8 protein-coding genes are annotated in these 13988 nt (G+C 64.4%); all 8 read right to left on the bottom strand.

Annotated features, from left to right (window positions below; genetic code table 11):
• Positions 1 to 73: 73 nt before the first annotated feature.
• The gene (locus tag IC234_RS09780) at positions 74 to 1432 is read right to left on the bottom strand and encodes a family 43 glycosylhydrolase (protein ID WP_190923964.1); all 1359 of its coding nucleotides are present in this window, start codon (positions 1430 to 1432) and stop codon (positions 74 to 76) included.
• 149 nt (positions 1433 to 1581) lie between these two features.
• Positions 1582 to 3135, bottom strand: a complete 1554-nt coding sequence (locus IC234_RS09775; RefSeq protein ID WP_190923961.1) for a glycoside hydrolase family 43 protein — start codon at positions 3133 to 3135, stop codon at positions 1582 to 1584.
• Positions 3136 to 3151: 16 nt separating this feature from the next.
• Positions 3152 to 4456, bottom strand: coding sequence for a glycosyl hydrolase family 8 (locus tag IC234_RS09770; RefSeq protein WP_190923959.1), 1305 nt, complete (start codon positions 4454 to 4456; stop codon positions 3152 to 3154).
• A 41-nt stretch (positions 4457 to 4497) separates the two neighbouring features.
• Complete coding sequence (locus IC234_RS09765; protein ID WP_190923957.1) at positions 4498 to 5454, bottom strand: glycoside hydrolase family 43 protein; 957 nt, start codon at positions 5452 to 5454, stop codon at positions 4498 to 4500.
• Between the two features lie 68 nt (positions 5455 to 5522).
• Positions 5523 to 7454 (bottom strand): alpha/beta hydrolase-fold protein, encoded by a 1932-nt coding sequence (locus IC234_RS09760; RefSeq protein WP_190923955.1) that lies wholly within the window; start codon positions 7452 to 7454, stop codon positions 5523 to 5525.
• Between the two features lie 89 nt (positions 7455 to 7543).
• The gene (locus IC234_RS09755) at positions 7544 to 9442 is read right to left on the bottom strand and encodes a glycoside hydrolase family 97 protein (RefSeq protein ID WP_223827587.1); all 1899 of its coding nucleotides are present in this window, start codon (positions 9440 to 9442) and stop codon (positions 7544 to 7546) included.
• Positions 9443 to 9539: 97 nt separating this feature from the next.
• A complete protein-coding gene (locus IC234_RS09750) occupies positions 9540 to 11138 on the bottom strand; it encodes a glycoside hydrolase family 43 protein (protein WP_223827626.1) in 1599 nt (532 codons plus the stop codon).
• 233 nt (positions 11139 to 11371) lie between these two features.
• Positions 11372 to 13975 carry a glycosyl hydrolase 115 family protein gene (locus IC234_RS09745; RefSeq protein WP_190923949.1) on the bottom strand — a complete coding sequence of 868 codons (2604 nt, stop codon included), beginning with the start codon at positions 13973 to 13975 and terminating at the stop codon, positions 11372 to 11374.
• Positions 13976 to 13988 lie beyond the last annotated feature (13 nt).

Raw genomic sequence — 13988 nt, 5'->3', positions numbered from 1 at the left:
GGGGAAAGCGTTTATCAGTTGCTTGAGCCGCCGCGGGGCGGAGTGTCAGCCGTGCGGCCGTTGCACGGGGAGCTCACTCGAAGCGGACCCAGTCGACCTCCACAGCTGCCGCCGCTGAGGACGTCGGCTTTGGCGCGACGTACAGCGCGTGCGTGCCGGGCCGGAAAGCCCGCATTGGCGCTTTTACTTCCTGCCAGGCACTGCCCTTGGGCACGGTGATTTCGGCGACAACCGGCCCCGCCGCGTTATCCAACCGGATTTGCAGGGTGGCACCGGCGGCCGACATGCCCCGGAGCATCACAGTTTTCAGCTTTTGCGCGCCAAACGCGACGCCGTTGTACTGCACCCAGCCTTGGTTACCGGCGAAGACGGTTTTCCAGCCCCGAAACGTGTTGGCCGTGTCCAGAAAGGCAATGGCGGCGCCTTGCGTGCTCAGGCGGCTGTAGCGGTCGAGCTGGATTTTCTGGCGGGCATCGGTGAGGCCCACGCCGCGCAAAGTCGGCGTCACTTTCCGAATCGAGCCGTCGGCCGCGAAGGACAAGCTGTCGATTCTAACGGAGCGGTTTTTGTCAAACTTCGGCGACAAATCGTTGTGGTGATAGAAGAGGTACCACTGCTTGTTGAGCTGCAGCAGGGAGTGGTGGTTGGTCCAGCACCCGGTCGGCGACTCGTCCATCATCACCCCGCGCACCGTGAACGGCCCGAGCGGGCTGCTGCTGGTGGCGTATTCGAGGCGCTCGGTCTTGTTTGCCACGTGCGGATACGTGAGGTAGTAAATGCCCTTGCGCTCGAATACATAGGGGCCTTCCTTCAGGCCTTTGGTGGGCAGCTCGCCGAGGGTGTGGGGTTCTTCGGCCAGCTCCAGCATGTTGGCCTTGAGCTTGGCGCCGTAGATGTTGCCCTGCGACCAGTAGAGGTAGGCCTGGCCGTCTTGGTCGATGAACACGTTGGGGTCGATGCCGCGGACGTTGGCGATGGGCGCGGGCTGCGGCACGAAGGGGCCGGTGGGCTTGTCGGCCACGGCCACCCCAATGCGGAAGCCCCGGCCGCCGGTGGTGTCCTGGGGCGTGGCGGGGAAGTAGAAGTAGTACTTGCCGTTGCGCTGCACGCAGTCGGGCGCCCACATGGCGTAGCTGTCGGGCTTCACCCAAGGCACCTTGTTTTGGGTCACGATGACGCCGTGGTCGGTCCAGTCGGTGAGGTTGGCCGACGAAAAGACGTGGTAGTCTTCCATCACAAACCAGCCGGCCCGCCCGTGCCCCGGAGTAGCCTGGATGTCGTGCGAGGGGTACACGTACACCCGGCCGCCGAACACGCGGGCCGTGGGGTCGGCCGTGAATTGGTTGGTGATGAAGGGGTTTTGGGCGTGGGCGGACTGGAAGCTAGATAGAGCCAGCGCCGTGAGCAGCCAAAGGTTAACGTTTTGTATCATATGGGTTAGAGCACGGGTATTCGTTCTGACGGGGCGCCTCACCCCCCGGCCCCCTCTCCCAAAGGAGAGGGGGTGCGTTCAACAATTTTGGCGTCTGGCTCCCCTCTCCACCGGAGAGGGAATGGGTGTAAGGCGCCCTGCCAACATGGTTAATTGGTAAGCTTGTCAGTGATGCGGAAATAGTCGAAGTCGGCGTAGCCGCCCGCTGTTTGGGTGGCGTAGTTGAAGAGGGCAAACCGGTAGCCCATGAAGTGCGGCAGCGTGTAAGCCATTTTGAGGGGCCTGCCCACGGGCTGCCAAGTGTTGCCGTCTAGGCTGTAGAAGAAGGTGGCCACGTCCTTGCGGTCCCGGAAGTCGCACTCGATTTTGAAGTACACCCTGTCCTGGTTTAGCGGCAGGCGCTGCAGTTCCACCGGCTTCTCCGATTCGGCGCTCACCATTACAATGGCTTTCGCGCCCGCACTAGCCTGCACGCCCACCAGGCCGTAGCGCCGCTGCAACACCCCGAGGCCGGCAAAATCGCCGGGCTGCAGGTGCGACACGTCCAGGGCCGTGGTGCCGGCGCACACCGGGCCGATGGTGCGCTGCGTGAGGGTGTTGCGGGCCAGCAGGAAGGACGTATCGACCCGCCCGGTGGTGAGGCGCAGGTAGCCCGACCGCCTGGTCACCGACCAGCGTTGGTTGTCGGGGTTGTGGTTCCACTGCCACACCAGCGGCAAGGCCGGCTCGCCCGCCCGGCGCGTAAACTCGTCGGAAGCAACAATGCCCGGAATCAGACTTTTATTCGCGGGCAGGGCCAGTATTTCGGGCACTTTGCCCGCCGGGCTGCCCAGCACCAGCCAGCCCCCCTCCCACTGCACCGGCACCAAGTACGGAATGCGGCCCACCGCGCCAAAATCGCGGAATAAGTAAGCGTACCACTTGCCGTCGGGCGTGTCGATGAGGCCGCCCTGGGCCACGCCCAGGTCCTGCAGGGCCACCCGGCCTTCGTAGGGCCCGCCAATCTTATCGGCCCGGTGCACCACCACGGTGCGCATGCCGCCCTTGGGCCAGGTGATGTTGAAGAGGTAGTACTTGCCGTTGATTTTGAACAGCTGCGAGCCTTCGGCCGGCAGGCCAAGGTTGGGGCCAGCCGGGGCGCTGGCGTTTTCGATGATGACCTGCGAAGTGGTGCCCGGCTTCAGGCCCGAGGCGTCGGCGGTGAGCTCGGCCAGCTGGATTTTGCCTGCGCCGTACACCATGTACACGCGGCCATCGTCGTCGAAAAACAAGGAATGGTCGTGCAGGCTGGGCCGGAAGGAAACCGCTTTCCAGGGGCCCTTCTCGATGTTCTTGGTCGAATAGACGTGGGTTTTCCCCGTGGTTTGGGCGAAGGTGCTCACGTAGTAGGTGCCCCGGTGGTAGCGCAGGCTGCTGGCCCACGAGCCCCGCCCGTAGGTGCTCCGGCCGTTGGCGAGCGTCATGGCGTCGTTGCCGGAGAGGGTATCGTAAGCGTAGCCCACCAGCTTCCAGTTCACCAAATCCGTCGATTTCATGAGGGGCACCCCGGGGCTCATGTGCATGGTGGTGCTGCTCATGTAGTACGTTTTGCCCACCCGAATGATGGACAGGTCCGGCACGTCGGCGTGCACCACGGGGTTGTGGGCCGGCAGGGTCTGGGCGCTCGCGGCCGCCCCAACCAGCAGCAACGGATAGATTTTCATCACGAACCTTGCTTGATTAATGCGTTTGGGGCTTTATCGCCTGGTACTTGCCGCTCAGGTGCATCAGGCTGAAGAGGTACAGGAGGCCGTCGTAGTAGGGGTCGAAGTAGCCGTCGTCGTAGGGCGCCAGCTTGGCATTCCAGAGGGCGTGCACAAAATCCAGCTGCGGCGGGGCCGGGCGCATGAGCGAGGCCGCGGCCGACGTGGCCACCAGGCCCAGCGAGTGGCGCAGCTTTTTCACCTTGCCGGCCGGCAGAATGAACTCCGGCCGCGAGCCGTCCACGTTGAACTGGTCTTCGAAAGTGTTGAGGCCCTTGCGGCGCAGAAAACCCTGGAAGCGCTGCGCGTACTGCTGCTGCCAGCGCCGGTCCTTGCCAAACCACACGTAATCCATGGCCAGGTTCATGGGCACGCGCCAGGAGTCGTAGCGAAAGGCCGGCGGCGCCCAGCGGGTAGCGTGCGGCTGGCCGCTGAACTCGGTGTAGTCGTAGTTGAGGCCGGTGGGCGCGGTGCAGGCCCGGTGCAGAAACACTCGCGACGTATCGGCGCAGTCCCGGTAAAACTGCTCGTGCCCGTCCTTGGCATATTCGGCCCACACTTCCAGAAAAGCGGGCACGTGGTACGAGGGGTCGGTCCAGGTGTACATGTCACCGGTTGGCACGAAGCTTATCTGCTTGGCTTTGGTGTTGAATAGGTTGTACACGCCCCCGGTGCCGTCCTTTTTCCACGAGGCGTCCAGAATGCGGCGGGCTTCGCGGTAGTAGTCAATGCCGGTGGCGTTGCCCCAGCGGTTGGCCGCAAACAGCAGGCTGGTCACGAAATACAGCTCGCCATCCGAGGCCGGCCCCTCGGAATTGCGCTTCATGGTGGCGGGGTTGAAGCTCCAGGCAAAGTAGCCTTCCAGCGGGCCGCTCTGGTGCTGCAAATACTTCTTCGACCAGCGCCAGAGCCGGTCAAAGACCTGCTTCTTGTTGAGCTGCACGGCCACCATCATGCCGTAGGAAAGGCCTTCGGTGCGGGCGTCCTCATTCTTCACATCCGACACGTAGGCCATGGAGTCGCCCACCTCGAAATACACCTTATTGGGCCCCTCAAACACGTCGTGGTAGGCCTGGGCCACCTTCTTGTCGATGTCGGCCTGGCGGTAGCCCGCTTCCCGAAACAGATTGGGGTATACGTTGGTATAGAAAGCCGCCTTGCCGGCCGGTGGGCGCGCCGGGGCCGGGGCTTGGGCGTGCGCAGCGTGCAGGTGCACGAGGCACAGCGCCAGCAGGCAAGCCCGCCAGCCAAGGGCCGAAAGGCGGAAAGAAAGTTTCGGCATAAATAACCCCGCGCGGGGCGGACGGAATGGTGGGGAAAGCCTCATTTGGCCGGAGCGACGCCGCGAGTGGTCTGCACGATGGGCTGGATGGTGCCGTCCGGGTTGTAGTGCAGGTAGTCCACACAGATGGAGCGCCGGTAGTTGCCGCCGGTGGGCAGGGCGCCGTTGTGGTAGAAAAAGTAGCTCTTGCCCTTGTAGTCGACGATGCCGGGGTGCGTGGTGAAGCTATTCGGCACGTTTTCCTGGATGATGCCCCGGTACGTCCACGGCCCGGCGGCGCTGGGCGCCGTGCAGTACTCTATCATCTCGGGCTTGGTGCCGGCGCCGGCGTACACGAGGTAGTAGAGCTTTTTACGCTTGTACACCCAGGGGCCTTCGATGTAGTTCTTGGGACTTATCACCGTGATGGGGCCCGCCAGCTCCGTCAGGTTGTCCTTGAGCTTCACCCAGCGGCAGCTTAAGTTGCCCCAGTACATGTACACCTGCTTATCGTCGTCGACGAAAACGGTGGGGTCGATGTCGTCCCAGGCGTGGGGCTTGTCCTTGGTCATCTCATTGGTGATAAGAGCCTTGCCGATGGCATCCCGGAACGGCCCGGTGGGCCGGTCCGACACGGCCACGCCAATGGCTGCGCCGCCCTGGCTCTGGTCGTCCTTCTTGTGGAAGGTGGCCACAAACCAATAGAACTTGCCCTTGTGGTACACGCACTGCGCCGCGTAGGCATCGCCGGTGGCCCAGGCAAAGGTGCGGGGCGAGAGGCGCTTGCCGTGGTCTTGCCAGTGCACTAGGTCGGTGGTGGAGTAGATGCGCCAGTCGGGCATCTTGTAGTTCGTCTCGCTCACCGAAGCCGTGTCGTGCCCGGTGTACAGAAACAAGGTGTCGTGGTACACCAGCGGCGCTGGGTCGGCCGTGAACACATTCCGAATAATGGGGTTCTGCGCCCGCATGGGCAGGTAAGCCCCAAGGGCCAGCAGGACGACAAGCAAAGTAGTTTTCATGGAGCTTGGGCAAAAGAAGGAAAGCCCTGCACAGGCCAGGGCTGATGAGGCGGAAGCTGCTACCCAGCCTAAAACAGGTCCTGGGCAAACAGGTACAAGTCGTGCCGCCACACGGGCCAGGTGTGGCCGCCGGGGTACTCGCTGTACACGTACTTGATGCCCAGCTCATCCATCCTGGCGCGCATCGCCTTGTTGTTGGCGTAGGCGATGTCGGCCGGCCCGCCCATCGAGAGCCACAGTTGCTTCAGGTTGGTGTTGATGGTGCCGGCGTTGGCCTTCATGTAGGCGTACTGCGGGTCGGACAAGGCCGGGTTATTGGCAAAAAAGCCCGAGCTGAAGACGCCCAGCGCGGCAAACAGGTCGGTGTTTTTGAGACCAGCGTAAAGCGTCTGCAGGCCGCCCACCGACAAGCCCGCCAGTGCCCGGTTCGGGGCTCCGGCCGCTGCCCGGTAGCTGCTTTCCACCAGCGGCAGCACGGTTTGCTTCAGCTCGTTTTCGAAGCGCTGCAGCGTGCCTTCGTTGAAGCCGGCTAGGCCGCCGGGGCCGCCCAGGTTGCCGTCCAGCATCACCACGAGCATGGGCTTCGCCTTTTTCTCGGCAATCAGGTTGTCGAGTATCAAACCGGCTTTGCCCTGCCGGGCCCAGCCGGTTTCGTCTTCGCCGCCGCCGTGCAGCAGGTACAGCACCGGGTACTTGGCGGCGGGGCTGGCGTCGTAGCCGGGCGGCGTGTACACGAAAAACCGGCGCCACGAATTGGTGATTTTGGAGAAAAATCGCCGCTCCCGCACCTCGCCGTGGGGCACGTCCTTCAGGGCGTAGAAGCCGGTGCCGCGGCCCGGAATTTCGATGCCGCTGGCCATGCGGCCCATGCCGTAGAACGTGTCGCTGGCGGGGTCGGCAATGGGCAGGCCGTCGAGCACGAGCGAGTAATAGTGCAGCCCCCGGCTCAGGGTGTCGGTGGTCACGGTCCAGGTGCCGATGCTGTCCTTCACCATGTCGTATTTGCGGCCGAGGTCCAGCTGCGCTTGCCGCACGCCGGGGGCTTTCAGGCGGAATACGGCGCGGTTGTCCGGCAAAATCTGCGGGTATTTGGCGTTGCGCACGTTGGTGGCCGCCGGTGTGCCCAGCACGGTGTAGGTGGGCAGCGCGGCCACTTCCACGGGCTTGAACAGAAACTGCGAGAACATGTACAGCCCGTTTTTCCACACCTTGAAATCGTGCCCGCCGGCTTCGAGGTAGTACACGTGCGGCACGCGGTGCTCGTAGAGGTAGTCGTGCGTGCGCTGGCTGATGGGCAGCAGCCCGTCCTGGTCGCCGCACGAAATCCAGAGCAGCCGAAGCTGCTTTTTGGCTTTGGCCACGTCGGGCACCAGCTGCTCGGGCTGCTTCGTGTTGGGGGCCGACGAAAAGCCGCCCACCCAGGCAAAGGTATCCAGGTTGCCGAGCCCGAAATTCAGCGACTGCCCCCCTCCCATCGACAGCCCGGCCAGGGCCCGGCTCTCGCGGTTCCGGAGCACCGGATAGGTCTTCTCCACGTAAGGGATGAGGTCGGTCAGCAGGTCCTTTTCGAAGTTGGCGAACGCGGCCACTTTGTCCGGGCCGTAGATATTGCCCACGGCGCGGTCGTCCGGCATGGCCCGTCCGTTGGGCATCACCACCAGCATTGGCTTGAGCTTGCCGGCCGCGTACAGGTTGTCCAGAATAACCTGCGGGTGGCCGCCTTTGAGCCATTCCTTCTCGTCGCCGCCGATGCCGTGCAGCAGGTAGAGCACCGGGTACTTCTTCTTTTTGGAATAGCCCGGCGGCATGTACACCAGCGCCTTGCGCACCGTGCCCACCGTTTTGGATGGGTAGTGGATGCTGTCTATCCGGCCGGTGGCATTGCCCGCCGTGGGCTGGTCGAAGCCTTTGGGAGCTTCCAGCGCTATTTTTTGCGCCGAGACCGTGCCGACGCTTATGGCGGCGACGGCAAGCAGCAGGATGGAAAAGGCGTTTCGCATGGTGTCAGATGGGTTCATCAACGGAGTTTTCGGCAGGCCACTACCCGCCGCAGGGGCTGCATCTGTTCTTTTTCACGGGCAAGCACCGCCTAGGGCTGCACCACGAAGCCACCCCGCGCCGGCAGCGTCACGCTGAGGCCAGCGCCGCCCACGGCCCGGGTGCTGAAGCTGCGGTTGGTGGCGCCGTCGGTGATGAGCGTGCCACCGGCCAGCCCCAGCTTGCCAAGGTCGAGCTGAATGGTTTTGGGCGCGTCGGTGGCGTTGATGCCGGCCACGTACCACGCGCCGCCCGGCGCCCGGCGGGCCAGCACCGCGTACTCGCCGGGGAAACCGTCGAGCAGCTTCACCTCGGCCCAGCGCGGCGGCAGCTTTTTCACGAAGTCCTGCACGTAGGCGGGCTGCGCGGCCATGCCCTCGGGCACCTCGGCATAGTGCTGGATGCCCGACTGGAAGAGCACCGAAAGCGCCAGCTCGAAGGCGTTGGAGGTGCGGCGCTGCTTGCCGTTGATTTCGGAAAACGCCATGGGCGTGAAGTCCATGGGTCCCACGGCGTTGCGGGTGAAGGGCAGCGTGGCGCAGTGCGTGGCCTCCTGGTCGGTGTTGGCCTGGTCGAAGGTCAGGAACTCGAAGCCCTTCACGGCTTCCATGGTCATCAGGTTGGGGTAGGTGCGGTGCCAGCCGCGCGGCAGGGTGGCGCCGTGGAAGTTCACCAGCAGGCCGGCCTGGGCGGCATCGGTGAGCAAGTCCTGGTAGTAGTTCATAAACGACTGCCCGTCGCCGCCAAAGAAGTCGATTTTCACGCCCGCCACGCCCATTTGCTTGATGCGGGCGAACTCCCGGCGCCGGCTTTCGGCGTCGAACAGCACCTTGGTGGGCGTTTGGGGCGCTTCGTTCCAGTTGCCGTTGGAGTTGTACCACACCAGCAGCCCCACGTTTTTGGCGCGGGCGTACTGGGCCAGCTCGGCCAGCTTGTCGTAGCCGATTTGCTTGTCCCACAGGGCATCGACCAGGCAGTAGCGCCAGCCCATGGCGGCCGCGTAGTCGATGAAGCGGCGCTGCACGTCGTAGGTCGTGTTCTGGTCGCCCATCAGCACCCACGACCACGACGCCTTGCCGGGCGCCTCCGTGAGCACGGGCGATTGGGCGGGCGCGCTCACGTCGGTGGTCAGCGTCGACTCTACGATGGGCGCCAGCGAATTGCCCAGCACGATGACGCGCCAGGGCGAACGCCAGGGCAGTCGGCTTTCGGGCAGCAGCGCCGCGTCGGGCGTGGTCTTTTCCGGGGCTTGCGGAAAGGCGATGCGGTACTCGGCATCGGGCGCGGCGTGGGCCAGGTGGCTGCCGCAGTAGCTGCGGCCCATGCCCGCCTCGGTGAGCAGCACCCAGTGGCCGCCCGTCTGGAACAGCGCCGGAAACGACCACCCCTGCCCCAGCGTGGAGGGCGTGCCGGCCGCGATGCCGCCCTGGTAATACTCTTCGTACGAAGGCTGCGAGTTGGCCCAGCCGGTCTGGGCCTTAGCGTGCGGGTGCAGCCAGCCCCTGGCCCCGGCGGGCAGATGAAACGTGGTTGCCTCGGTGGCAATGCGCTGCACGTCGGCACTGTTGCCTTCGACGAGGTACTGAAACGCCACGCCGTCGTTCGACACCTGAAACGCCACGCTCAGCGTGGGCGCCCCGGCCGGGACGGCAAAATGCACCACGCGGCGGTTGGCCCGGTAGCGGCAGTTGGCGCGCTTGTCGGTGGCCAGCTGGTAGTCGTCGGCCACGGCCGTGACCTTGTCGGCTTGCGTCAGTTTCAGTCCCTTCGAAAGGTCGGCGCCGGCCAGCTGCAGGCCCAGGCGCGAGGGGCGCAGCAGCTCGGCCTGGCGGTAGCGCACGGCGTAGGTGGGCTGCCCCTGGGCATCGACGGCCACGCTCACCCGCACGGCCCCGTCGGGACTGCTGACCACTACGGGCCCCGCGGCCCGGGCAGCGAAAGCGGCTAGCATCAAGGCGCAAAAAAAGAGAGTCACTCGCATGATAATCAAGACAACAGTTGGCAAATCGAGCCAGCGCGCAACGGACCCCAGCTCCCGCCCATCGGCATTACTTCCGGTACATAGGGTCGTTGCCCTCGTATTTCAACCACTTGAAGGAGGCCGTATTGGTGGTGGGCTGGCCTGAGGAAGTGGCGTACAGCCCAAACAGGCAACCGATGAAGCCGCCGGCTACTTGGGTACTCAGGAACTTGCCGTCCACCTTGTCCTTGAGCACCGTCCAGGCCTTGCCGTTTTCTGAGAAACCAAAGCTGTAGGCGTCGCCCTGGGCCTGAATGCGCAGCTGCACGCCGCCCGCGGCCGACTTGAGCGGCGCCTGCGCCAGCAGCTCCATGCGCTTGGCTTCGGGGGTGCTTTTGTACAGCTGCAGCACGGGCTTGCCCTGGTCCACCGACTTGCTGAGGAAGTAGCAGTGCTTCTCGTCCTGAAAGATGACCAGGCCCGCCTGTTCATTGGCGGCTTTCGGCGCAAAGGTCAGCTCGGTTTCGGCGGTGCAAAACTGGTGCTGCTGCCGCTTGCCGATGAAGGCCGGATTGCCGGTTTCGGCGCAGGTTTCGGGCTTGAGCTTTAGGGTGAGGCCCTTGGCTTTGCTCAGGGCAAAGCTGGTGCTGTCGACGGTGCGCAGCAGCAGCAACGCCGGGTCCAGCTGCTTCTCGAAGGTGAGGGTGTAGCCAAAATTACCGCTCTGGGGCCGGGCGCCGGGCTGCTTCACCTCCGGGAAGTTGGCCTGGTAGCGGTATTGCACGCCGTTGGGCCCCGGGTCCATCACGGGCCACTCGTCCTTCCATACCACGGGCACGATGAACGTCTCGCGGCCGGTGTTGTAGAAATTGCCCTCATAGGGCCGCACGGCCAGGAAAATGGCGTAAGTCTTCCCATCGGGCCCTTCCACAAACTGGGCGTGCCCGGCCGAGGTGATGGGGTCTTTGCGGTCTTTGGGCAGCTCGCGCTGCGAGAGGATGGGGTTCTTGTCGTAGGGCACAAACGGGCCCAGGGCCGCTTTGCTGCGGAACACCACCTCCGTGTGGTTCACCGAGGTGCCGCCTTCGGCCGCGTAGAGGTAGTACCAGTCGCCCCGCTTCATCAGGTGCGGGCCTTCTATCCAAACGGGCTTTTTGCTGATGTCCACTCCCCCATTCACCACGATTTTGGCCTCGCCCACGGTTTGCAGCGTGCGCGGGTTCAGCTCCATCATCTTGATGGAGCGGTGCCCCTCGTAGAGCGGCTTGTTGTCGGGCGGGTCGCTGTTGTAGATGACGTAGGCCTTGTCGCCCTCGAAATACAACGACGGGTCGATGCCCTTTACTTCGGGCAGGAAAGTGGGGTCGCTCCACGGCCCGGCGGGGTTGTTGGCCGTCACCACGAAGTTGCCCTTGTGGTCAATCAGCGTGCAGGTGACGTAGTACGTGCCGTTGTGGTACTCAATAGCGGGCGCAAACAGGCCCCGCGTCATGCGGTCGCCCAGGAAGTTCATCTGCGAGGGCCGGCTGATGACGTTGCCCACTTGCTTCCAGTTTTTCAGGTCGCGGCTGTGCATCACCGGGATGCCCGGGAAGTAGGAAAACGTGGAATTGACCAGGTAATAGTCCGCCCCCACCTTCACGATGCTGGGGTCGGGGTAAAACCCGTTTAGGATGGGATTCACCAACTCAATCGATTGTGCAACTGCCCCCAAAGCAGGCAGCAGCAGGGCCGCCGCCACGCTCAGCGCGGCCGCCCAGCGTTTCAGCTTCGGGGCGACAAAACGGACAGTGAGACAATGGGCCGGGCAGCCAGCATGTGGGGCGGAGGTCATTTGCGCGGAGGGAAGTTGACGGTTGGGGCAAATCGGGGAATTCGCCTGCTCAGGATTTTTTGGGGATTGACGCGAGTGCCACAGTGCTAGCGCTGCCCAAGGCTGCCCTTGTTGCTCTTGGGCGCTGGCGTGGCGGCCGGTGCATTTTCGGGCGGGCCCAGGTAGCTGGCGGGCACCGCGCCCTGGCTCAGCACCAGTTTTTCGAGCACCACGCCGGGGTCGACGCGCCAGAACTTGAGCACGTGCGGGCCGGCCGCGGCCACGTTGTGCTGTGAGGTCTTCAGGATAATGTTTTCCGCCACGGCCTTCTCCCATGGTCTGTTGCCATTATCGGGATTTAGCCCGGTGTGCAGGTTGATGAGCTGCGGGGCTTCGTCGTCGAGCGACACGGCGTAGCGCAGGCCGGTGGTGTTGGTGAAGTCCAGCGTGGGCGCCAGGTAGGCCTGCACGGTCACGGGGCCCGGCTGCGCAAGCGTGATGCGGTACTCCAGATGCGGGCTGCTGCCGCCCGGCGCTGCCGTGGGCGCCGCCGTCACCGGAAACGTGGTGACGGCGCCCAGCGTGCGGCCCAAATCAGGCAGGCGCTGCCAGGTGATGGGGCCGGCATTCACGGCCTGGGCGTAGTGCTCGGCTTCCAGTGAGACGTAGCTGCCTGCGGCGGCCGGGCCGGGCGCCGGAGCGGGCGCCGCCACCGCGCCCACGGGCAAGGTCATCACCTCGGGCATCACGTCCCTGGGCTCGTCGTGCCAGGTTTTGTAGCCGATGTGCATCTGGTCCATCATGTGGTTCCATTTGCCGCCGGCGATGCCGTTGTAACGCTTCGAAATCTCGGCGTCTTTGGCAAACAGGGCCTGGGCGGTTGAGGCCAGCTCGTTGGTGGTGGGCTGGTTGGTTTTGGCGGCCTCGCGATTCCGGGCCACGGTGTAGTACAGCTCGTTGAGGTTGGCGCAAGCCTGCACGGGGTGCAGCACCAGCTCGTAATACGCGTCGCGGTCGGCGGCGGGCAGCTGCTGGTTGATGGCCTCGGCGCGGGTTAGCAGCTGCTGGTAGTCGGCCACTACGTTGGCCCACTCGCCGGTGGCCAGGCTATAAGTATCGGGCGAAAGCAGCTCGGGCTTGCGGCGGGCGTTGTACTTGGCATACTTGGCCAGGATGTCGCCTATTTCGGCGGCGTGCTTCGTTCCAAACTGCTGGGCCGCCCAGCGTTGCGCATAGGCCGCCACGCCGGTGGCCGGAATGCGGTCGGGGTTCCAGGCATAGTCCAGGAAGAAGCTGATGGGCAGCTCCATGGGCTTGAGGTCGCCCACGTTCACCACCCAAATCTGGTTGGCGCCGTACTCGTGGGCCAGGTGCATTTGCTCCCAGATGCGCGGCAGCGGGTTTGTGTTCAGCCACTTGTAGTTGCGCGGGCCGCCCACGTAGTCGAAGTGGTAGTAGATGCCGTAGCCGCCCTTGCGGGGTTTCTCGCCCAGCTTGGGCAGCTTGCGGATGTTGCCCCAATTGTCGTCGCAGAGCAGCAGGGTCACGTCGTCGGGCACGCGCATGCCCTTGTCGTAGTACTCCTGCACTTCCTTGTAGAGGGCCCACATCTGGGGCGTTTGGTCGGCGGGCTTGCCGGTGACCTCGGCGATGATGGTGCGCTGGTCGGCCACGATGCGTTCGAGCAGGGCGGTGTTGCTTTCGCGGCTCATGGGCTCGTCGCCGTCGCCGCGCATGCCCACGGTCACGATGTTTTCGCGGGTGCCCATGCGCTGCATGCCGCCGCGCCAGAAGCGCCGCAGGGTGCTGTCGTTGGTTTGGTAGTTCCAGGGCGTGCCGTGGCCAAATGCCTTCCACTCCTCGTGGGCGCGGGTCAGGGGCTCGTGGTGCGAAGTGCCCATCACGATGCCGTACATATCGGCCAGTTCCGGGCTTTTGGGGTCGTCCACGTTGAACATGTTGCCCCACATGGCCGGCCACAGGTAATTGCCCTTGAGCCGCAGTATCAGCTCAAACATGTGGGTGTACATCTTCGAGTTCACGCCCCCAAACTTCTCCCGGCTCCAGCCCGACAGCGCCGGGGCCTCGTCGTTGATGAAGATGCCGCGGTACTTCACTTTGGGCTCGCCCAGGGTGTAGCGGGCGGGCGCCACGTACAGGGCCGTTTGTGGCTTCACCGGCACGTCGGCCCACCAGTACCAGGGCGAGACGCCCATCTGCTGCGAAAGGTCGTAGATGCCGTAAATGGTGCCGCGCTTGTCGCTGCCGGCTATCACCAGGGCGCGGGCCACGCCCGGCAGGGGCTGCTCCACTACTTGGCGCACAAAGGTTTCCCACTTGCCGGCCACGGCCTTCACGTCCAGCTTTTTGGCTTGAATCAACTGGTCAATGAGCGGGCTCTTGCCGATGGTGCCAACGAGCACGACCTCCTGCCCGACCGGCTTGCTGGTGCCGAACGCGGGCAACACCTTGGTCACGCGCTGCACGTCGGCCTGCAGGTCTTTGGCGGCGCGCAGCACGCCCGGCCAGTCGCCGGCGCTGGCGAAGATGGGCGCAGTTTTGCCGGCCGCGGCCAGGGTGAAAGCGCCCTTGCCTTTGGTGGCCGACACGGTGGTTGCGCCCACGGGGAGCGTGGCCTGCGCCTGCGCCCCAACGGCCACGAACAGCAGCGCCAGTGGCAGCAGCGTTTGGCGGAAGGAGGTGATTTTCATAGCGTAGAGTAGC

The organism is Hymenobacter armeniacus (genome assembly GCF_014699055.1).
Lineage (GTDB): Bacteria > Bacteroidota > Bacteroidia > Cytophagales > Hymenobacteraceae > Hymenobacter > Hymenobacter armeniacus.
The sequence above is the reverse complement of the archived record's forward strand: the minus strand, read 5'-3'. Positions and strand labels throughout refer to the sequence as shown.